This is a genomic window from Ruegeria sp. BF12, assembly GCF_056538705.1.
Genome location: NZ_JBQFTP010000001.1, coordinates 277,136 through 298,661, shown reverse-complemented (window position 1 = coordinate 298,661; position 21,526 = coordinate 277,136). Strand labels below are relative to the sequence as shown.

Genomic DNA, 21,526 nt, shown 5'->3' with positions numbered 1-21,526 from the left:
TGGCCTGCGTCGTTTCCTCGCGTCTGATGGCCGTAACTTTGCTTGTCCGAGGGCATGATCAGAGATAATTGATGCAAATCAAAGTTGCGACTCCAACAATGCCGATAGGCAGGGTAGTCAAGGGGAAGCAAAACCGCAGGGACAGTGTGCTTTGTCATCTGGGGGAATACAGGGTTCGGCAACCAGCAGGTCAATGCCGGGCACAGAAGGAGAAACCGGTGGACTATACTGCTCAGCTCGATTCTGCGATTGCCAGGCTGCATGATGAAGGACGTTACAGAACTTTCATCGATATCGAACGCCGGAATGGTCACTTCCCGCACGCAGTTCGCACGCGCCCGGACGGGTCGCAGCAGAACATCACCGTGTGGTGTGGCAACGACTATCTGGGGATGGGGCAACATCCGGTTGTTCTGAACGCCATGCACGAGGCGATTGAAGCCGCCGGTGCAGGTTCGGGTGGCACGCGCAACATTTCGGGCACCACGGTTTACCACAAACGTCTTGAGGCTGAGCTTGCCGATCTGCACGGCAAAGAATCTGCCTTGCTGTTTACCAGCGCCTATATCGCCAATGACGCGACGCTCAGCACTCTGCCCAAGCTGTTCCCCGGGCTGATCATTTATTCTGATGCGCTGAACCATGCCTCGATGATCGAAGGTGTGCGCCGCAACGGCGGCGCCAAGCGCATCTTCCGCCACAACGACGTCGCCCATCTGCGCGAGCTTCTTGAGGCCGACGATCCGAACGTGCCCAAGCTGATCGCGTTTGAATCGGTTTACTCGATGGACGGCGATTTCGGCCCGATTGAAGAGATTTGTGACCTCGCCGACGAATTCGGCGCGCTGACCTATATTGACGAAGTGCACGCGGTTGGCATGTACGGCCCGCGGGGCGGTGGTGTAACCGAACGTGATCGTCTGGCCCATCGCATCGACATCATCAATGGCACACTCGCCAAAGCCTATGGCGTGATGGGTGGCTATATCGCCGCCAGTGAGAAAATGTGTGATGCCGTACGCTCTTACGCGCCCGGGTTCATCTTCACGACGTCTTTGCCGCCTTCGGTTGCGGCCGGTGCTGCAGCGTCGGTTGCTTACCTCAAGGGCGCGCAGGAACTGCGGGATCAGCACCAGACCCAAGCCAAGGTTCTCAAGCTGCGTCTGAAAGGCATGGGCCTGCCCTTGATCGACCACGGCAGCCATATTGTGCCGGTAATTGTCGGCAATCCGGTGCATACCAAAATCCTCAGCGACAGGCTGCTGGATGACCACGGAATCTACGTCCAGCCGATCAACTTCCCGACAGTTCCGCGCGGAACAGAGCGCCTGCGGTTTACACCGTCACCGGTCCACGGACCGGGTGAGATGAACCGTTTGATCCAGGCTATGGACGAACTTTGGTCACATTGTGCGCTAAATCGCGCCGAACTTGCCGGCTAACCTCACGCCAAAGTGTGCAATGCATTTGTCGCGTGTTAAGCTTACGCTAACAAAACAAACGCACGAATCGTTATGGGAGTGATTCGTCGTTAGCGTGTAAGGCGCATAAGGCAGAATGGGGCAGCAGGAATGATTGGGCGCAGATCACAGCGCGATTCCAAAGATAAAACGGACGTCCGGCCTAAAGGCTATGACGACTACGAAGTGCGGCTTGGCGACAGGATGCGCGGCGAACGCGCGACCATGGGCAAGTCTCTTCTGGATGTTCAGCGCGAACTTAGGATCAAAGCCAACTACATAGCTGCCATTGAAGACGCTGATCCCGATGCGTTCGACACACCCGGCTTTATCGCCGGGTATGTACGTTCTTATGCCCGGTATCTGGGTATGAACCCGGACGAAACTTTCGCCGCGTTCTGCGCAGAAAGCGGGTTCGAAGTTGCCCATGGCATGTCGGCCGAAGCATCGGTTGTGCGCAAACCTTCCGGCGCTTTGCCGTCGCGCGGTCCGATGGGGCGTGACCCGTTCATCTCACCGAACACTCCATATATTCCGGGCAAGGAATCTCTGGTCAGCCAGATCGAACCACGCGCGATCGGGTCTTCGCTGGTCTTGCTGGCGGTGATCTGCGGTATTGGGTATGGCGGCTGGGCCGTTCTGAACAAAATCCAGCAAGTGCAGGTCAGCCCGGTCGAACAAGCCCCCGTCGTTCTGTCCGATCTCGATCCTTTGGACGCCGCCCGTGGTGTAATCGAGATTGTCGACCCGACCGAAACCTCGGCCCCGAATGCCGAAGCTCTGGACCGTCTATATCGCCCGCAGGCCTTGGACGTACCGGTTCTCGTGGCACGCGATGCACCGATCTCCACACTGGATCCGCGTACTGTCGGTACTTTCCGCCCACCAGAACCGCCCAAGGTCGAAGTGGCCGAGGTTCACACGGTTGAGCGTCCGGCATTGCCGCAAGTGGTCGAACAGGTAGATACCTCGTTGAAAATCGTGGCCGTTGGGCCTGCGTGGATGCGCATCCGAGCCGCGGATGGCAGCGTTCTGTTCGAGGGCACCTTGGGTACAGTCGAACAGGGGAATACGTTCGAGATACCCTTGACCGAAGAACCGCCGCAACTGCGCGCAGGGGCTTCGGGTGCCGTCTATTTCTCGATGAACGGAGAGCACTACGGACCGGTCGGTAAGCCCGGAACCGTGACCAAGGGCGTTGTTCTGTCCAAGGACGCTGTCGCCGAGCGCTATAAGGTCGCTGATCTTGAGGCCGAACAGAATAGCGCGCTTAAGCAGTTGGTGGCCGAACTTCAGTCACAAGTCACAGAAGCACCGGCCGAGTGATCTGACCATTGCGGTGCCCGGGTAGGCGAACTATTTAAGACCCAACTCAGGCAGCTTTGGACCCATCCTCATGTCCCTCAATCACGTCCGCCCGTGGCGCAACATCTATCGCCGCAAATCCCGCCAGATCATGGTCGGGAATGTTCCGGTCGGGGGCGACGCGCCGATTGCGGTTCAGACGATGACCAACACTCTGACAACGGATGTGGCTGCGACCGTGGCTCAGGTTCAGGCCGCGGCGGAGGCTGGTGCCGATATCGTTCGTGTATCGGTCCCGGACGAGGCATCGTCGAAGGCGCTGAAGGAAATCGTGCGCGAAAGCCCGGCTCCCATAGTGGCAGATATCCATTTCCATTACCGCCGTGGCATCGAAGCCGCCGAAGCCGGGGCCGCCTGCCTGCGGATCAATCCGGGCAATATCGGCGACGAGAAACGTGTAAAAGAAGTCATCAAGGCGGCACGTGACCACAATTGTTCGATCCGTATCGGCGTGAACGCGGGCAGCCTTGAAAAGCACCTGCTTGAAAAATATGGCGAACCTTGCCCTGACGCGATGGTCGAAAGCGGGTTGGAGCATATCCGAATCCTGCAGGACAACGACTTTCACGAGTTCAAGATCAGCGTGAAAGCCAGCGATGTCTTCTTGTCGGCGGCTGCTTACCAGGGAATTGCCGAGGCCACGGATGCGCCGATCCACCTTGGTATCACCGAGGCAGGGGGGCTAGTTTCGGGCACCATCAAATCCGCTATCGGACTGGGCAATCTGTTGTGGATGGGCATCGGAGACACGATCCGCGTCAGCTTGTCCGCCGATCCCGTCGAAGAGGTCAAGGTTGGCTATGAGATTTTGAAATCTCTGGGCCTGCGCCATCGTGGTGTGAACATCATCTCGTGCCCATCCTGCGCACGTCAGGGCTTTGACGTGATCAAGACCGTTGAAGCTTTGGAGCAGCGGTTGGAACACATCAAGACGCCGATGAGCCTGTCAATCATCGGTTGCGTCGTCAACGGACCGGGTGAAGCGCTGATGACCGATGTTGGCTTCACCGGCGGCGGTGCAGGGTCCGGCATGGTCTATCTGGCAGGCAAGGCCAGCCACAAGATGTCGAACGACCAGATGATTGAACACATCGTCGAAGAGGTCGAGAAAAAGGCCGCCGAACTGAATGCAGCGCAAGAAGCCGCAGAATAGTCGACTGAAGGCACCCTTCGAAAAACGCTTTCCTTTCAATCCGGTAATCCCAGATATGGCCGCGGATTGTCAAACTTGCGCCCTATTTTCTCTCCACAACACTCTAATGTTGTTTGGAGGTAATGATGGTCTCTCTAAAACGACGCCTGTTTCGCGAGCGTCGCAGATTTTTGATAATCGCTTTGATGACATTCATTGCCGGTTTGGTGGCGGGAATAGATGACGACCGCATCGTGTTCGGTATTCCGTTTCAACTGGCCTACGGGGTGGCCTTTACCCTGATCCTGACGCCGGTTTTGATGACCATCGCGCTCCTTTTTCCAAGTGTCCGAACCGCAACCGAGTCCGTGGCCTTTTCACTGCCGTTCATTTGTTGGATGGGCCTGTACGGGGCAGGGTACGAGGGCTCGGGATTTGAGGCATCCTCGACGGTTCTAACGCTCATGTTCCTGTATCTTGTTTTTGCTGTTTATGGTGGCGGTTGGCTTGACCGGTTTCTCCCCGCCAGGCGGCGTGCCTTTGACAGCAAGGTAATCACGCGCCTCGCCCCTGATGAACTGTGGCCGTTTCTGGTCGTGACACCCGATACGTTCGACACCTATGGCGGCGAAAAGACGGTTTCGATGAAATGGGTTGAGCCCGGGGTCAGCTTTGTAGAAGTCGAGCAGGTCGATGACCTGACACGGATCGAAGAGATGCAGACCATTGAACAGCTCGAGCCTGACGCGCGTGTTCGTGTCCGTTTTCAGGCTCTAAGTGCCAAAGAGACAGCGGATGGCGCCAGCGGGTGGATGGCCCGGAAGTTCGAGCGCACTGCAAATGGGACCCGGTTGTTCTCAACCCGGTGTTTCGACCGGACATCGCCCACGGCGGGGTTCCGGATGTGGGTGGATGATACCTTCGGGCGTTCTGACGACGAGTATGTCTCGCGAGCTGAGCAGATGTCTGGGCTGTAAAAGCCTTGAGTTTGGTGTGAGTTACACTGGGCAGTTAATCCGTCCGAGGCTCATCGAATTTGTTCGGCCCAGACAGGGAAACTACACGGCGGGCATCTGTTGCGTAGCGCAGTGGATACCGCCGCCAGACTCTCCCAAAACGTCGACGTTCAGCGAAACGATTTCGCGTCCGGGATAGTGCTGGGCCAAAGCATCACGCGCCATTGCATCGGTTTCCTGGTCGCCAAACCGGGCCATCACAACGGCGCCGTTGCAAACATAGTAGTTTGCGTAAGATGCCACGAATTCCAGATCTTTTACACGCGGTTCAAAGGGTTCGGGAATGACGTCAACCTGCAAGCCTTCGGCAATCAACCGGTCATATGTATCCAGCGCGGCAAGGTGGAAAGGGTCGTCCATGTCGGGTTCGTCCGGCAGGTTGACCAGTACACGGCCCGGACCGGTGAAACGCGCGAGGCTGTCGATATGGTAATCAGTTATGTCTTCGCCCCAGACCCCCTTTGACCAGATCATTCGGTCTGCACCATAGGCGGCCAGCAGCTTGGCTTCTATTTCGTCGCGGGATTGGCCGGGGTTGCGATTGTCATTCACCCACGAGCTTTCATGGGCCATCAGCAGCCCGTGGCCATCCTGCTCAACACCGCCGGCTTCGCCGTTCAGGCCCGAGGGCAGCAGCGGCAGGCCCAAACGCTCGGCCACTCGAGCGGCGATGCGGGCGTCGTGTTTATGCACCTGTTTGCGACCCCAGCCATTAAACTGGATCCGGCGGATTGCCATCTCTCCGCTGTCATTGACCAGAAATACCGGGCCAGCGTCCCGGCACCAGAGGTCTTCGGTGGGAACATCCCAAAGTTCGACCGACGCTGACAATTTCCTGCGGGCTGCCGCATGGTGATCGGCTGCTGCCAGCATGGTCACCGGTTCGAAATCCGAAATCGCGTTGGCAATGTCGGCGATCGTCTGCTGCACCAAGTCGAGAAGGTGGGCATCGTTGTACACTTGTCGGCTGACCGGCCACTGCATGAATGTCCGCTGGTGACGCGCTTCCTCGGCCGGAACAAAAAGACCCGAAGGTTGAGCTAATAACTGACCAGTAAAACCCATGACACCCAACGCCGCACCGGAAAGCAAAACACCCCGTCGGTTCATGCAAGATCACCTTTTAGGAATGGTGGTTGGGGCAACCCAGCCTGAGGTGCCCCGTGATCGGTCAGCCTTGTTCTGCGCGTACGCCATTGGCGATCTGCTGCATCTGATCGGCAGGCAAGAAGCCACGCAGCATTTCGGTGCCCAGAACGAAGGAAGGCGTTCCCGAAATCTGCATCCGCTGCGCCAGAGCCCGCGTCTGGTTGATTTCGTCCGTGACCTGTTCGCTGTCCATCGCCGCGATGATTGCATCGCTGTCCAGCCCGAGGCCGTCGGAAATGCGACGCAGCGAAACTTCTGAAGGTTCGCCGGTGAATTCCAGCAGCGCGTCGTGCACCTGCTTATAGGCGTCGTCGCCCGCCACATGCTTGGTCGCGACCGCGAAACGTGAAGACAGGACCGAGGCCTCACCCAGAATCGGGAATTCTTTGATTACAAGACGGATATTGCCGTCCGCTTCCAGCAAGGTGGCCACTTCGGGCACGGCACGGCGGCAGTAACCACAGCGGTAATCCATGAATTCGACCAAAGTGATGTCGCCATCGGGGTTGCCGCCGACCCAGCTGTAGCCGTCATTGAACAGCTCGTCGGAATTGGCTGCGACCAACTCTTTGTCGACCTGAGCTTCGGCGGCAGCGTTGCGCTGTTCCAGGATGTTGATGGCCTCGATGATGACTTCGGGGTTCTCGAGAAGATACTCCCGAACCTGCGCGCCGAACTGATCTTTTTCGGCGTCACTCATCGTGCTCAGGTCCAGCGCCTGAACAGGTCCTGATATCAGGGAAAGCCCCAGAAGGGCCGGTGCAGCGTGTCTGAGGATCATTTCCGTTTCCTTTTCTTTTTCTTCGCTCGTTCCGAGGCAATCAACACATCCTGTGCCCTTTGCCAACCCGGTGAGCCTTCGGGTAATTGCCCAATCGCTCGTTTTGCATGAATCCCCGCATCTGCCAACCGGCCTTGCAGGGCATAACGTTCTGCGGTCACGGCCGAGGCCATGCCGTTATTTCCAATCTTGGCGTAGGCCACCCCAAGATCCTGCATCAATCGCGCATTGCGATAATCCCGTGCGCGTGCTTTTTCAAGAACTTGCAGGGCGTTCTTCGTCTGACCCCGCGCCAGCAGGGCGCGCCCGTATCCCGCGAGGATAAGGGCGTCATTTGGCGCCATCTCCACCGCTTGGCCATAGGCATCCACAGCCTCGGTGAATTGACGATTTTCCAGTAAAATCTGTCCTTTAAGCTCATAATAGAACGGATCGTCCGGGCGTATTTCCAGTGCTCCGTCGATTGCCGTGCGGGCGCGGGCCAGATCACGGTTCTGGTGGTAGGCCGCGGCTTGGCGCATCAGCCGAATGTCTTCGGCGTTTTCTTCTTTGGCCCTGCGCATGGTCCAGGTTGGTGAGCGGAGGAACGCCGACAGCTTTCCTTTCACCCGTGCGAACCAGTAATCGGCGTTTGGATTCGGAAGCGCATTGTCACTGAACTCGCCCATAAACGCCTCAGCTGCGCGCAGACGTTCGCGGCTGGTGGGGTGGGACCGCATATAGGGGTCCTGGTTCGCGGTACTCAGCAATTCCTGACCCGCAAATTTTTGGTGCAGGGCAACCATACCGCTGGGCGAGATACCTGCTGCCCTGAGGTAGCTGGCCGAACTGCGGTCTGCCGAGGCCTCTTCCGCCCGCGTATGTCCCAGAAAACTCCGCAGCGCCGAGGCTGATGTTCCTGCGGCGATACCGGCCGCAGCCTCGCCACCCCCTGCAGCGGCCACGATCAAGGCCAAGGCCGTACCCAATTGCGCATTGCGCTGTGCAGCACGCAGGTTCTCGACCCGACGGGCCAGATGGCCATTAGCGATATGGGCCGCTTCGTGGGCGATCACGGCCTGCAGCATCTCGGGGCTTTCGACGGTCAGGATCAGCCCGTAATTTACGTAAATTGCATTGTAATCAATGACAAAGGCGTTGAACGTGCTGTCATTGACGACCAAAATCCTGACCCGGTTGGTGTTCAGCCCGGCGGCGCGCAGGATCGGAAAAGCCAATTCGCGCAGCCCATGTTCGATATCCGGGTCCCGGATCAGGCTCTGGGCGCTGGCCGGAAACGCGCTGCCCATCCATGTTACTGCCACCAGCAACAGGGCCGGGATTGACGCCAGCCTGGATACGCGTTCAAAAGCCATGGCTGCAACATGGGAGATGGGCATGAGAAACTCAACCCGATCCGGGGTCGATCCCTTCATCGTGATGGACGTGATGGAGGCCGCGCGCCGTGCTGAGGAGGCGGGGCGTCACATTATCCATATGGAGGTTGGCCAACCCGGAACCGGCGCGCCCAAGGGGGCCGTTCAGGCGTTGGCCCATGAGATGGAGCAAGGCCCTTTGGGTTATACCGTTGCTCTGGGTCTGCCTGCCTTGCGCAAGCGGATCGCGCGGCTTTATGGCGAATGGTACAATGTCGATCTGAACCCCGAACGCGTGGTGATCACACCGGGGTCGTCCGGTGGGTTTCTGCTGGCTTTTACCGCGCTGTTCGACAGCGGGGACCGCGTGGGAATCGGCGCGCCCGGTTACCCGTCCTATCGGCAGATTCTGAAAGCACTGGGGCTGGTCCCGGTAGACCTGCCGACAGCACCCGAGAACCGGCTGCAACCCGTGGCCGCTGACTTTGCCGGGCTGGACCTGCAAGGCCTGATGGTTGCGTCTCCGGCCAATCCCACCGGCACCATGTTGGATCACTCGGCAATGGGCGCGTTGATCGAGGCTGCGCACGGGCAGGGCGCGTCATTCATTAGCGACGAGATTTATCACGGTCTGGAATATGAGGCCAAAGCCGTCACCGCGCTGGAGCTGACGGATGAGTGCTACGTGATCAACTCGTTCTCCAAGTATTTCTCGATGACCGGTTGGCGTGTCGGCTGGATGGTCGTCCCCGAGGATCAGGTGCGCGTGGTTGAACGGATCGCCCAGAACATGTTCATCTGCGCCCCGCACGCCAGCCAGGTTGCAGCGCTTGCCGCAATGGATTGCGATGAAGAGTTGCAGGGAAATCTGGATGTCTACCGCCGCAACCGCCAATTGATGCTGGAAGGATTGCCCAAGGCCGGGTTCACCAATATCGCGCCGCCTGACGGGGCGTTCTATGTCTACGCAGACGTCTCGGACCTGACTGATGACAGCCACGCATTTGCGGCTGAAATTCTGGAAAAGGCCGGAGTCGCGGTCACGCCGGGTCTGGATTTTGACCCGTTGCGAGGTCATACGACCCTGCGGTTCTCGTATGCGCGCTCGACGGTCGATATTGAGGAGGGTCTGGAACGCCTTCACCGGTTCATGGCCGAACGTGGTGCGATCACAGAACAGGCCTGAGCCGTTCACAACACGGGCCGGATGCGATAGGGTGCCAGACAAACGATCTCGGGAAAACTTGAGGCTATGAGCAGGATCATCTACGCCATTGCGCTGTTCTGGGCGCTGACAAATGCCGCTGTCGCACATGACTTCAGCGCGCTTGCGCGCGTCCTGCCGGATGACAGCCGCATTGTTGACGAGGGTCGGGCAGGGGTGCGGATCGATCTTGGCCTCAGCCAAGGCGTGCCATACCGTGTGTTTACCCTGCAAGATCCGTACCGGATGGTGCTTGATTTTCAGGAGGTCGATTGGACCGGCCTGGACCGCGACGCATTCCTGCAGAGCGACCGCATCAGCGGCGTTCAATTCGGTGCCTATGTACCGGGATGGTCGCGGATGGTTCTGGACCTGGGCGCTCCGTTGGCCGTCAACAGCGCCGAGATGCGGATTGATGAGACGACCGGAAATGCGCAGTTGTCGCTGAGCTTGACGGGAACAGATTTCGGCATCTTTGCCGCAAGCTCAGGAGCGCCCCGTCAACAGGGCTGGGACCTACCCGAACCGGCAGTGACCCAGGCCTTGCCCCGCGACAGCGCCTCGGGTGCTTTACGGGTCATGCTGGACCCGGGCCATGGAGGTATCGATCCGGGGGCCGAGGTCGAGGGAACCGATGAAAAGACCTTGATGCTGACCTTCGCGCGCGAGCTGCGCGAGCAAATGCTGCGCACCGGAGGGTTTGAGGTCGTGTTGACGCGGGTCGATGATCAGTTCGTCTCGCTTGAACGGCGCATTGCACTGGCGCATCGGGCCGGTGCAGACGTGTTCATTTCGTTGCACGCGGATATTCTGTCCGAGGGGCGCGCGCATGGGGCCGCGGTTTATACCCTGTCCGATGACGCCTCGGATGTGGCGAGCCACAAGCTGGCTGAACGTCACGACCGGGGCGACCTGATTTCGGGGATCGATCTGAGTGGCGCGGATGATCAGGTGGCCGATGTGCTGCTGGATATGGCGCGTCAGGAAACCAAGCCCCGCACCGATGCACTTGCGCGGAGCCTCGCAGACGGCATGGCGCAGCAGGGCGGGCCGATGAACAGCAGACCGATCCGAACCGCCTCGTTTTCGGTTCTAAAGGCGGCGGATATCCCATCGGTTCTGGTCGAGCTTGGATTTCTATCCAGTCCCCGCGACCTGAAAAACATCGAAAACCCGGAATGGCGCAGAAGCATGGCGCGGGGTATCGTGGATGGTCTGAAGAAATGGCGGCAGGAAGATCTTGTCAAACGGTCCCTGATTGGACAGTGACCCAGCGGCGCAAACCGGCTATTATTGGCCATCGTGTTTTGACCCTGCGCCGGGCCATCACTATATAGGCGTCACCGCGAGTAAAAGGCAGTAACGTGATCCGTTTCATTCTTTCGATTTTCGGGGCAATCTTCAGCCTCGTGACCTTGGGTATTTTCATGGCCGCGCTGGTCGTAGGCGCGGTCTTCTGGATGTATGGGCGCGACCTTCCCAGCCATGAATCGCTGGCGCAGTACAAGCCGCCGACGATCAGCCGAATCTATTCGGGCGAAGGCCAGCTGATCGACGAATTCGCACAGGAACGCCGCCTGTTCACGCCGTCCGAGGAAATCCCCGATCTGGTGAAGCAAGCCTTCATCTCGGCGGAAGACAAGAACTTCTACACCCACCAGGGTTATGATCCGCGCGGTATCATTGCCGCCGGTGTCGAGGCGGTGAAGTCCAAGGGTGAGAACGTTCGCGGTGCGTCGACTATCACGCAGCAGGTGATGAAGAACTTCCTGCTGTCCGGCGACCGCCGTGCCGAGCGAAAGATCAAGGAAATCATCCTCGCCACCCGGCTTGAAGATACACTGGACAAGGAACAGATCCTCGAACTCTACATGAACGAGATCTTTCTGGGTCAGAACTCCTATGGTGTGACCGCTGCCGCGCAGACCTATTTCAACAAGACTTTGCAGGAACTGGAGCCGCACGAGGCCGCGACCCTGGCCGCGATGCCCAAGGCGCCGTCGGACTATCACCCGGTTCGACAAAAGGACCGCCTGCTGGCGCGCCGGAACTACGTGCTGCGTGAGATGAACCAGAACGGGTATATCGATAAGGCGACATACGAGACCGAAGTCGACATGCCGCTGCGCTCGGTCCAGAACGGTGATTTCGAAAGCTTCCGCACCGCGCTGCCGCCGCGCGATTATTTCACCGACGAGATTCGCCGCCAGCTGAGCGAGGATTTCGGCGAGGGTGAGTTCTTTACCGGCGGTTTCACCGTCCGTGCTTCGGTTGATGAGGAAATGCAGGTCGAAGCAGCCAAAGCCCTGCGCACCGCGCTTCAGAAATACGACCGTTCGCGTGGCAAGTGGCGCGGCACGGGCGAAGTCATTCCCGAAGAAAAGCTGGCCGATGAGACGCAGTGGCGCGAAGCGCTGGCGATCATGGAAATCCCACGCGACGTGGTGCTGCCGACGCAGTGGTATCCTGCCGTCGTGATGAACGTGGGCGAACAGCAGTTGACCGTGGGCATTGAAGATGGCCCCGCCGACGGCATCGTTCCGCGTTCGGACATCCAGTGGATGCAGGGCGATTTTGCGGCGAACTTCAAACGCGGCGACGTCATTCTGGTCATGGCCGGGGAAGAGGGCCAATGGTCCGCCCGACAGATCCCCGAAGTGCAGGGCGGATTCGTCGCAATGGATGTGAACTCGGGTCGCGTTCTGGCGATGCAGGGCGGGTTCTCGTATCAGGACACCGTGTTCAACCGTGCCACGCAGGCGCAGCGTCAACCGGGGTCGAGCTTCAAGCCCTTCGTTTATGCGGCTGCTTTGGACAGTGGCTACAGCCCCGCAACGATCGTGGTGGACGCTCCGATTGAAGTGAACACGCCGCAAGGTCTCTGGCGCCCCAAGAACTCGTCGAACAAGTTCTACGGCCCAACACCGCTGCGCACCGGGATCGAACAATCGCGGAACCTGATGACCATCCGTCTGGCGCAAGAGGTTACCATGCCGGTTGTCGCAGGCTATGCCGAGCGGTTCGGTGTTTATGACCGGATGGGCGCATTTCTGGCCAACTCGCTGGGGTCCGAAGAAACCACGTTATACAAGATGGTTGCTGCCTATGCGATGTTTGCCAACGGCGGCGAGCGCGTAGAACCCACTTTGGTCGACCGTATTCAGGATCGTTTCGGCAAGACGATCTACCGTCATGACGATCGCCAGTGTCTGGATTGTAACTCGGCGTGGTTGGAGCCGGATGAGTCGCCCACCATTGAGACCAACCGGTCTCAGGTTATGGACGCGATCACCGCTTATCAGTTGACGTCGATGATGAAGGGCGTAGTGGATCGTGGTACAGCCTCGGCCCATATCAATCTGCCGGTGCCCACGGCTGGTAAGACCGGTACGACCAACGAATCCAAGGATGCATGGTTCATCGGCTTCACCTCGAACATCGTCGCCGGGTGCTATATCGGTTACGACCGTCCGCGCCCGATGGGGCGGGGGGCTTATGGTGGCACCATGTGCGGCCCTGTCTTCCAGAGCTTCATGGAGAAAGCCGTCAAGAAATACGGCGGCGGCCCGTTTGAAGTGCCCGAAGGTGGCCATTTCATCAAGATCGACCGTTTTAGCGGCGCGCGTCTGCCGGCCGATGCAACAGGTGACTATGTCGTAGCCGAGTATTTCCGCGATGGTGTCGACGGCTTTATCGACCGCGTCTATGACGGTGGTTTCGCGATGGGATCGGACCTGCCACTGTTCGAAGAGGCAAGCTCGGGCCGACAGGTCACAACGTCCACCGGCAACACGATCACGGTTGGCCCGAATGCCAGCCAGGGCGATTTGCAAGGCGGCGGTCTTTACTGATCGGCCGCTCTTAGGAACAGATTGAGCAAGTCTGCCTGGCTGTCGTCCATAACAGTTCCCTCGGACCGCCAGAAGATCGACAGCGCACATTTTGCGGCGACCCATCGTTTCAGGCGTTTGGGCTGTACGCGCAGGGCCTCGGAATAGAGTGCAATGCAACGGTTGATCTGTTCAGGCTGGCGCAGAAGCTCCGGCATACCCTTTGGGTGGCGCAAGGCATTGGCCAGCTCAAAAGCCGGATCGCCCAGATACCCCTTGGCGTCAATAACCTGCAGACCCTTCGAGGTCTGGATGACGTTGTCATGATGCAGATCACCATGCAGTGGCACCGGATCGTCTTGGGTGTCCAGAAGAGACTGCGCCAAGCGCATCGCGCGGGTCATGTCCCGTCTAAGGTCTTCACGGCAGTTCACAGAGAAGACACAACCAAACAGCGGGGAAAAAACCTCTTTCAGGTCCTTCAAACCTGCCCGGTTCACCAGCGGCTCGGCGTGAAGGCGAGCTGCAGTTTCAGCCAACAGGTTACAGGCTAGGTCCGGGTCGCCGCGGCGGGCAATATCACCCAAGGAAGGGCCTTCAAGCCATTCCATCAGCACCGCATTTCCTGTTTCGGCCAATACCCGAACGGCGCCACGATCCTGCCAGCGCGCCAATAGCTGTGCACCGGGGGCTTCGTTCCCGCGATCAGGCTTTCTATAGAGTTTGAGCGCCGCTTCGGTTCCGTCGGACGTTTTGACCTTCCACACCTTTGCCAAATCGGTATCAGCGACCGGTTCCATGATCGTCAGGCCCCAACTCTTGGGAAACTCAAGCGGTACATTTCTCATTCCAGTCTCACGTGCCTTGTGGTGGTCTCGCGCTCTTGCTATCACGCAAGCCTGATTGAGCAAGTTGGGACAAGACTATGCGCGCCGAAACCCAGAACACCGTGGCGGAAATCGAAAAGTCGCTGGAGCTGCTGGCGCAGCGCATGGACTATGAAACCGCCCCCCACCGTCTTGAGGAATTCAACGCTCGGGTCGAGGACCCCAATCTGTGGGACAACCCTGAAAACGCGCAGAAACTGATGCGCGAACGTCAGATGCTGGTGGATGCCATCGAGACCTACGAGTCGATCAAAACCGATCTGAGCGACAATATCGAACTGATCGAACTGGGCGAGATGGAAGAGGACGAAGAGGTCGTCTCCGACGCCGAGGGCGCCATCAAAAAGCTGAAGGCCAAAGCCGCCAAGAAAGAGCTTGAGGCGCTGCTGGATGGTGAGGCCGATGGCAATGACACGTTCCTCGAAATCAACTCGGGCGCAGGTGGCACGGAAAGCTGCGACTGGGCCTCGATGCTGGCGCGGATGTATGTGCGTTGGGCCGAGAAAAAAGGTTACACGGTCGAGCTGCAGTCCGAGACCGCGGGCGAAGAGGCGGGGATCAAATCCGCCGCTTACAAGATTTCTGGTCACAACGCCTATGGCTGGCTGAAATCGGAAAGCGGCGTGCATCGATTGGTTCGGATTTCGCCTTATGACTCGGCAGCCAAGCGGCACACCTCGTTCAGCTCAGTCTGGGTCTATCCGGTGGTCGACGACAATATCGAGATTGAGGTCAACCCGTCCGACATACGCATCGACACCTACCGGTCCTCGGGTGCGGGTGGTCAGCACGTGAACACCACGGACTCGGCCGTTCGGATCACGCACATCCCGACCGGGATTGTCGTAACCTCGTCCGAGAAGTCGCAGCACCAGAACCGCGATATTGCCATGAAAGCGCTGAAATCGCGTCTGTACCAACAGGAACTGGATCGCCGGAACGCCGACATCAACGCCGCGCATGAGGCCAAAGGCGACGCGGGGTGGGGCAACCAGATTCGGTCTTACGTTTTGCAGCCCTATCAGATGGTCAAGGACCTGCGCACCAATCACGAGACCTCGGACACAAAGGGTGTTCTGGATGGGGATCTGGATGGATTCATGGCCGCGACGCTTGCGATGAATGTCGCCGGCAAGAGCCGCTCGGAGGCGCAGGGCTAGTAAGCCGGGCGGGGGGCACTGCCCCGATCTCCACATGCGGAGATTCCCCCGAGGTATATTGGGCCAGATGAAGCAGATCCAGGGCGCTGTGTTTCGTACGAGAAAAGATATATGTAAAACGTGGGTTTAAATGAGTTTGAGCCCCGGCTAGGCTGAGCGCGACACACTGACACGGGACGCGATGAGCCACGGATGGATCTGAGCCAGAAAACCGCAACCGCTTTGCTGGCCGATCTCTCGGCAGGACGCGTTTCTGCCGCTGATCTGATGCGCGCAACGTTGGCCCGGATCGCGACAATAAATGGTCCCCTCAACGCAATCGTCGCGCTTAGGGATCAGGATTCTTTGATGGCCGAGGCTCGGGCTTTGGATGCGGGGCCTTGGACAGGGCCGCTGCACGGGTTGCCGATCGCCGTCAAAGACCTGGTGAATGTCGCCGGCATCGTGTCGTCGCAGGGATCACCGTTGTACCGGGACCATGTGCCCAAGGAAGACGATCTGATTGCAGAGCGGTTGCGGGCCGCGGGCGCCATCCTGATCGGAAAAACCAACACACCGGAATTCGGATTGGGGTCGCACACGTTCAATCCTGTCTATGGTGCCACACGCAATCCCTACGACACTTCGCGCACATGCGGTGGATCGTCCGGCGGAGCAGCCGTCGCACTCGCAACAGGGATGTTGGCGCTTGCAGATGGCTCTGACATGATGGGCAGTCTACGTAACCCGGCAGCTTGGAACAATGTCTATGGATTCCGCCCGAGCTGGGGAAGGGTGCCGCCGGAACCAGCAGGCGACGTTTTCCTGCATCAGTTGTCCACCCTTGGTCCCATGGCCCGGTGCCCTGAGGACTTGGGCCTGTTGTTGGACGTGATTTCAGGCCCGGACCCCAGGCATCCTTTGGCCGTTCCCAGACAAGCGGTTTCTCCGGTTCAGGCCGCAGAACTTTCTGGCGTACGGATTGGTTGGCTGGGCGACTGGGGCGGAGCATTTCCGTATGAGGATGGCATTCGCGAGGTGTGCGAGGACGCATTGTCCGTCTTTACGCAACTTGGTGCACAGGTGGAGCCTGTTGCGCCGCCGTTCGACGCCGAGAGCATGTTCGACAGTTGGGCGACACTGCGGTCGTGGAGCGTAGCGGCCAGCCTCTCGCCGATGGCGGAACACCGGGCGCAGTTGAAAGATACAGCACAATGGGAAATGGACCAGGGGCAGGCTTTGACGGCGATGCAAGTGCATCAGGCAAGCGTTGTCCGATCCGACTGGTTCCGGCGCGCGGCTGAGATTTTTCAGGATTATGATGTGCTTGTCCTGCCATCCGCTCAGGTCTGGCCGTTTGATATCGAAACGCCGTTTCCCACAGAAATCGCTGGGAAAACAATGGATACCTATCACAGATGGATGCAGGTTCTTGTTCCCGTCAGTTTGATTGGTTTGCCGTGTCTGTCGGTTCCGGCCGGGTTCGGCGCAGGCGGGTTGCCAATGGGAATACAGGTCTTTGGCCCGCGTGGGGCGGATACACGCGTACTATCGATAGGGGCCGCTTATCACGCTGCGACCAAGTGGCCGCAAAAACGACCGGCTTGAGGAAAAGGCCGGAAAGGGGAGGAGAGACAGAACATGGAAAAGCCCTTTGGTGTTCCGGCAATGGGACCCGTGAATACAGAAATGCTGCGTCTGGCATTGCGCCGCGCTTGGGCGGATTTTCGTCGTGCACCGATCTTTGGCTTGTTGTTCGGTGGGTTCTACGTGCTGGCCGGTTGGGTGATGGCATGGGTGACGATCGAAACAGAGACGTCCTATTGGCTGGTGTTGGCCGCGATAGGATTCCCCTTGCTCGGGCCATTTGCAGCCGTGGGTCTGTATGAGGTCTCGCACAGGTTGGAACTGGGTGAACCATTGAATTTCGGGGCGATTTTTGGCGTGGTCATCCAGCAAAGCCGCCGACAGTTGCCGTCGATCTGCGCGATTATCGTGGTGATCTTTCTGTTCTGGTTCTTTCTGGGCCACATGATTTTCGCCCTGTTCATGGGTCTGTCCACAATGACCAACGTGTCCAGTTCGTTCGAGGTGTTTCTGACCCCGAACGGCCTGACGATGCTGGCCGTTGGAAGCGCTTTCGGGGCCGTGTTTGCAATTGTTCTGTACATGATCACAGTGCTTTCAATCCCGATGTTACTGGACCGAGAGCTGGATTTCGTGACCGCCATGATCGCCAGTTTCAACTATGTCAGATCGAACCCCACGGTCATGCTGGGGTGGGGTGCGTTCGTGGCGGTGCTGACCTTTGTCGCAATGATCCCATGGTTTTTGGGGCTGTTAATCGTGCTGCCTCTGCTGGGACATGCCAGCTGGCATCTGTATCGCCTCATCACCTTGGCGGGAGACGGGAAGAACTCCTAGGACCTGGCGGCAAATGGTGTTGTCGGGTTAGGCAGCGCTCTGCTCAAATCGCTTGGCGGCCCGGGCCGCGGGCAAAGCGGCTGTGGGCTTTGTGCCAAGATAGTTCAAGGTCAGTCTGCGCATGGTGGTTGCTTGTGCCGTGGTCTTTGACAGGCAAATCGCAACCCCGCGCCAGCGTTCGGAGTTCTCATCCGAGCCTCGGGTTACAAGGTAGATGCGGCTGTTTTGCGCGGCGCGACTGGACATAAGAATGTATATCTGTTGGCCCGCGCAAGCGGCAATGCCCTGAACCTCGCGCCTGGACGGTGAAGCCTGTTTTTCGCCGTTACTGGGTTCATAGCTGCGAACGAGTGTGCACTGCGGCATTCGCCGCGCATGGATCACTCTGTGTCGGGTCGAAAGCCCCTCATCCAGTCCTGTTTCCGTGACATAGTAGAACCCAGCCGGCAATAGGTTCTCGGTCAAAGTGGACGGGCCCGATCCCAGAAACTCGGTCAGGGCCGAGGCCGCCGGATGTATTGGCGGCAATTCGATTTCATCCAGAGGACGCAGGAGAATTCGGGCGTCGACGTCAAAAAACCGGCACATACGATCAAGGACATCGGGGCGGGGAAAGCTCTCGCCCGCAAGATATCTGTTGAACTGTGTCCTGTTGATGCCAAGCTGACGGCAGAGCTCTGACACAGAAGAGTATTGCCGCGACAATTGTCGCAGATTGGCGCCAAACATCCTGCGCAATTCATCAGGGCTACGGATACTCTTGGTCATTTCTGTCCCAGATTCCAGAGTGTCGTTCACAAGGGCGACGCACCCGACCTTTTGGCCGTTCATGCGCTTTTAATCGTACTGATGACCCTAGCGGACGCATCCCAACACCACGCTACGTTTTGAAGCTAACGTAGGGGGTAACAAACGCAATAGGCTTTATGCCAATTTGTATGATCTTTTGGGGCTTTTATGTTCATCGGCAACAATCAGCTGAACCACTAAAGCCCTCTGAGCAGCATCGCCTCGCCCCATAAATTGGGGCGAGGCTGAACAGTTCAATCTCCGCGCAACAGGGCGGCGACGCCGGTACGGGCGATTTCAACCAGGCCCAGTGGGCGCATCAGATCGGCGAAAGCGTCAATCTTGTCCGGAGCGCCCGTGATCTCAAAAATGAACGAATTCAGCGTGCTGTCGACAACGTTCGCGCGGAAGATATCTGCCAGACGCAGCGCTTCGACCCGCTTGTCACCGCCGCCAACGACCTTGATGATGGCCAGTTCCCGCTCAACCGAGGAGCCTTCGACAGTCAGGTCGTGAACATCATGTACCGGCACGATGCGCCCCAACTGGGCTTTGATCTGTTCGATCACCTGCGGGGTACCAGTGGTCACTATGGTGATGCGGCTGAGATGGCCGGTGTGATCCACCTCGGCCACGGTCAGGCTATCGATGTTGTAACCGCGGCCCGAGAACAACCCGATCACCCGCGCCAGAACACCCGGTTCGTTTTCGACCAGAACCGCAATCGTGTGCTGTTCCTGCACGTCCGAAAAGGTGGGGCGTAGGTTATAGGCGGAATGGCGCGTCGCGCCTTTTTTGATATGTAGGGCAGACATTTATGTCCCTTTCGTCATCCTGAAATGTCAGGCGCGCGTGGCGCCCAACAGAATTCATCGAATTAGGTCAAACCAGAACCGAGCCTTTGGAATCGATCACGCCCTGCGTCTCGGCTTCGCCCAGCAGCATTTCGTTATGCGCCTTGCCCGACGGGATCATGGGGAAGCAGTTCTCGTGCTTTTCAACCAAACAGTCGAAGATCACCGGGCCGTCATAGTTGATCATTTCCATGATCGCGTCATCCAGATCGGCAGGGTCAGAACACAAAATACCCTTGGCGCCGAATGCCTCGGCGAGTTTGACGAAATCGGGCAGGGCCTCGGACCACGAATGCGAATAGCGCTCGCCATGCAGCAGTTCCTGCCACTGGCGAACCATGCCCAGACGTTCGTTGTTCAGAATGAACTGCTTCACTGGCAGGCGGTACTGAGCGGCGGTGCCCATTTCCTGCATGTTCATCAGCCAGGATGCCTCACCAGCTACGTTGATGACCAGCGCATCCGGGTGTGCCATCTGAACACCGATGGACGCCGGGAAGCCGTAGCCCATGGTGCCCAGACCACCCGATGTCATCCAGCGGTTGGGGTCTTCGAACCCGAGATACTGCGCGGCCCACATCTGGTGCTGACCGACCTCGGTTGTCACATAGCGGTCGTGGTTTTTGGTCAGTTCCTCAAGACGTTGCAGCGCGTATTGAGGTTTGATGGTCTTTTCGCTGTTGGTGTAGGCAAGGCAGTCGACTTTGCGCCAATCGGCGATCTGATCCTGCCACTTGGCAACCGAGGCGGCATCGGTCTTACGACCGCGCGCTTTCCAAACTTTCAGGATGTCTTCCAGAACATGGGCGACGTCGCCGACAATCGGGATGTCCACGCGGATCACTTTGTTGATCGAGGACGGGTCGATGTCGATATGCGCTTTCTTGGAATTTGGCGAGAACGCGTCGATCCGCCCGGTGATACGGTCGTCAAACCGCGCGCCAATGTTGATCATCAGGTCGCAGTCATGCATCGCCAGGTTGGCCTCATAAAGACCATGCATGCCCAGCATTCCCAGCCAGTTCTTGCCCGATGCCGGATAGGCGCCCAGACCCATCAGGGTTGAAGTGATCGGGAAGCCTGTCGCGTCGACCAGTTCACGCAGCAACTGGCTGGCCGCCGGACCAGAGTTGATAACACCGCCGCCGGTATAGAAAACAGGTTTCTTGGCGGTTTCCATCGCCGCAACCAGTTCGGTGATCTCTTCCAGATCACCCTTCAGGACGGGCTGGTAATGTGACGTCGAAGGTTTGGGGGCGCTGTACTCGCCTGTGGCGAACTGCACGTCTTTGGGAATGTCGACCAGAACAGGACCGGGGCGGCCCGATGTGGCAACATGGAATGCCTCGTGCATCGTGTCAGACAGCGAATCCGTGTCCTTCACCAGCCAGTTATGCTTGGTGCAGGGGCGAGTGATGCCAACGGTGTCGGCCTCCTGAAAGGCGTCGGAACCGATCATGAAAGTCGGAACCTGTCCGGTCAAAACAACAATCGGGATCGAGTCCAGCAATGCGTCCGTTAGGCCGGTCACCGCGTTCGTTGCGCCAGGGCCGGACGTCACCAGTGCAACACCGGGTTTGCCGGTTGACCGGGCATAGCCTTCGGCGGCATGAACCGCGCCTTGTTCGTGCCGCACCAGAATGTGGCGAATGTCGTTCTGCAGAAAGATTTCATCATAGATCGGTAGCACGGCGCCGCCGGGGTATCCGAATACTGTGTCCACGCCCTGATCCTTGAGGGCCTGAACCACCATCTTTGCGCCGGTCATCTCACGTGTCATCTGCTTTGCTCCGTTCGCGACATGTGTCTTGCGTTTGACAAAAAAAAGCCCCCGATGTTCTCGGAGGCGCATGGGTTCGATTATGGTTTACCGTTACCGGCCCATGCGCGTGTTTCCTACGATTACGACTAGCGTTTTCATCGCCAGAGGCTCCTTTTTGCTTGGCTGGGACATTATGAGCAGGGGGAAGGGGCGTCAACAGGCAATTGAGCCAATTTTGTAACTCGAGGGGCGAATTTTGCGACATTTTATTGCGCAGATTGACGCATGTGGGGAATATTCAGGAAAAAAGGCCGCTTGACCCTCCATATCTCTGTGATTTGGGCGGTCAAAAAGCGGCATGCGAATGTCCGAAACAAGC

General features: G+C 58.3%; 17 protein-coding genes. 10 read left to right on the top strand and 7 right to left on the bottom strand.

The window, feature by feature from the left end:
- Positions 1-218: 218 nt before the first annotated feature.
- The 4 genes from hemA to ACR0J0_RS01475 all read left to right on the top strand — a co-directional run bounded on the left by hemA (position 219) and on the right by ACR0J0_RS01475 (position 4,934).
- Complete coding sequence (gene hemA / locus ACR0J0_RS01490; RefSeq protein ID WP_480660759.1) at positions 219-1,442, top strand: 5-aminolevulinate synthase; 1,224 nt, start codon at positions 219-221, stop codon at positions 1,440-1,442.
- A 129-nt stretch (positions 1,443-1,571) separates the two neighbouring features.
- Complete coding sequence (locus tag ACR0J0_RS01485) at positions 1,572-2,786, top strand: helix-turn-helix domain-containing protein (protein ID WP_480660757.1); 1,215 nt, start codon at positions 1,572-1,574, stop codon at positions 2,784-2,786.
- A 70-nt stretch (positions 2,787-2,856) separates the two neighbouring features.
- The gene (gene ispG / locus ACR0J0_RS01480) at positions 2,857-3,978 is read left to right on the top strand and encodes a flavodoxin-dependent (E)-4-hydroxy-3-methylbut-2-enyl-diphosphate synthase (protein WP_480660755.1); all 1,122 of its coding nucleotides are present in this window, start codon (positions 2,857-2,859) and stop codon (positions 3,976-3,978) included.
- A 185-nt stretch (positions 3,979-4,163) separates the two neighbouring features.
- Entirely contained in the window at positions 4,164-4,934 is a 771-nt protein-coding gene (locus ACR0J0_RS01475; RefSeq protein WP_480660753.1) for a hypothetical protein, read from the top strand.
- Positions 4,935-5,015: 81 nt separating this feature from the next.
- On the opposite strand, the gene ACR0J0_RS01470 is transcribed toward ACR0J0_RS01475, so the two are convergent.
- The 3 genes from ACR0J0_RS01470 to ACR0J0_RS01460 all read right to left on the bottom strand — a co-directional run bounded on the left by ACR0J0_RS01470 (position 5,016) and on the right by ACR0J0_RS01460 (position 8,282).
- On the bottom strand, positions 5,016-6,083 hold the full coding sequence (locus tag ACR0J0_RS01470) for an agmatine deiminase family protein (RefSeq protein WP_480660751.1): 1,068 nt from the start codon (positions 6,081-6,083) through the stop codon (positions 5,016-5,018).
- Positions 6,084-6,144: 61 nt separating this feature from the next.
- Positions 6,145-6,903, bottom strand: a complete 759-nt coding sequence (locus ACR0J0_RS01465; protein WP_480660749.1) for a DsbA family protein — start codon at positions 6,901-6,903, stop codon at positions 6,145-6,147.
- Positions 6,900-8,282, bottom strand: coding sequence for a M48 family metalloprotease (locus tag ACR0J0_RS01460; protein ID WP_480660748.1), 1,383 nt, complete (start codon positions 8,280-8,282; stop codon positions 6,900-6,902). The genes ACR0J0_RS01465 and ACR0J0_RS01460 overlap by 4 nt, the downstream gene beginning before the upstream one ends.
- Here ACR0J0_RS01460 and ACR0J0_RS01455 point away from each other — a divergent pair.
- The 3 genes from ACR0J0_RS01455 (at position 8,281) to ACR0J0_RS01445 (ending at position 13,313) form a co-directional block, all read left to right on the top strand.
- A complete protein-coding gene (locus tag ACR0J0_RS01455; protein WP_480660746.1) occupies positions 8,281-9,444 on the top strand; it encodes a pyridoxal phosphate-dependent aminotransferase in 1,164 nt (387 codons plus the stop codon). The genes ACR0J0_RS01460 and ACR0J0_RS01455 overlap by 2 nt on opposite strands.
- A 66-nt stretch (positions 9,445-9,510) precedes the next feature.
- Complete coding sequence (locus tag ACR0J0_RS01450) at positions 9,511-10,731, top strand: N-acetylmuramoyl-L-alanine amidase (RefSeq protein WP_480660744.1); 1,221 nt, start codon at positions 9,511-9,513, stop codon at positions 10,729-10,731.
- 95 nt (positions 10,732-10,826) lie between these two features.
- Entirely contained in the window at positions 10,827-13,313 is a 2,487-nt protein-coding gene (locus ACR0J0_RS01445) for a penicillin-binding protein 1A (protein ID WP_480660742.1), read from the top strand.
- Here ACR0J0_RS01445 and ACR0J0_RS01440 read toward each other — a convergent pair.
- The gene (locus tag ACR0J0_RS01440) at positions 13,307-14,140 is read right to left on the bottom strand and encodes an aminoglycoside phosphotransferase family protein (RefSeq protein WP_480660740.1); all 834 of its coding nucleotides are present in this window, start codon (positions 14,138-14,140) and stop codon (positions 13,307-13,309) included. The two genes, ACR0J0_RS01445 and ACR0J0_RS01440, sit on opposite strands and share 7 nt — an antisense overlap.
- Positions 14,141-14,217: 77 nt before the next feature.
- Here ACR0J0_RS01440 and prfB point away from each other — a divergent pair, with 77 nt between their 5' ends.
- The 3 genes from prfB to ACR0J0_RS01425 all read left to right on the top strand — a co-directional run bounded on the left by prfB (position 14,218) and on the right by ACR0J0_RS01425 (position 17,742).
- Positions 14,218-15,339 (top strand): peptide chain release factor 2, encoded by a 1,122-nt coding sequence (gene prfB / locus ACR0J0_RS01435; RefSeq protein ID WP_480660739.1) that lies wholly within the window; start codon positions 14,218-14,220, stop codon positions 15,337-15,339.
- Between the two features lie 192 nt (positions 15,340-15,531).
- On the top strand, positions 15,532-16,926 hold the full coding sequence (locus tag ACR0J0_RS01430; RefSeq protein ID WP_480660737.1) for an amidase: 1,395 nt from the start codon (positions 15,532-15,534) through the stop codon (positions 16,924-16,926).
- 33 nt (positions 16,927-16,959) lie between these two features.
- Positions 16,960-17,742 (top strand): DUF2189 domain-containing protein, encoded by a 783-nt coding sequence (locus ACR0J0_RS01425; protein WP_480660735.1) that lies wholly within the window; start codon positions 16,960-16,962, stop codon positions 17,740-17,742.
- Between the two features lie 27 nt (positions 17,743-17,769).
- On the opposite strand, the gene ACR0J0_RS01420 is transcribed toward ACR0J0_RS01425, so the two are convergent.
- From ACR0J0_RS01420 to ACR0J0_RS01410, 3 genes are all read right to left on the bottom strand, one after another.
- Entirely contained in the window at positions 17,770-18,510 is a 741-nt protein-coding gene (locus ACR0J0_RS01420) for a helix-turn-helix domain-containing protein (protein ID WP_480660733.1), read from the bottom strand.
- Between the two features lie 275 nt (positions 18,511-18,785).
- A complete protein-coding gene (gene ilvN, locus ACR0J0_RS01415) occupies positions 18,786-19,346 on the bottom strand; it encodes an acetolactate synthase small subunit (RefSeq protein WP_480660731.1) in 561 nt (186 codons plus the stop codon).
- A gap of 67 nt (positions 19,347-19,413) precedes the next feature.
- Positions 19,414-21,165: an acetolactate synthase 3 large subunit gene (locus tag ACR0J0_RS01410; protein WP_480660729.1), complete on the bottom strand. Its 1,752-nt coding sequence runs from the start codon at positions 21,163-21,165 to the stop codon at positions 19,414-19,416.
- Between the last annotated feature and the right edge of the window lie 361 nt (positions 21,166-21,526).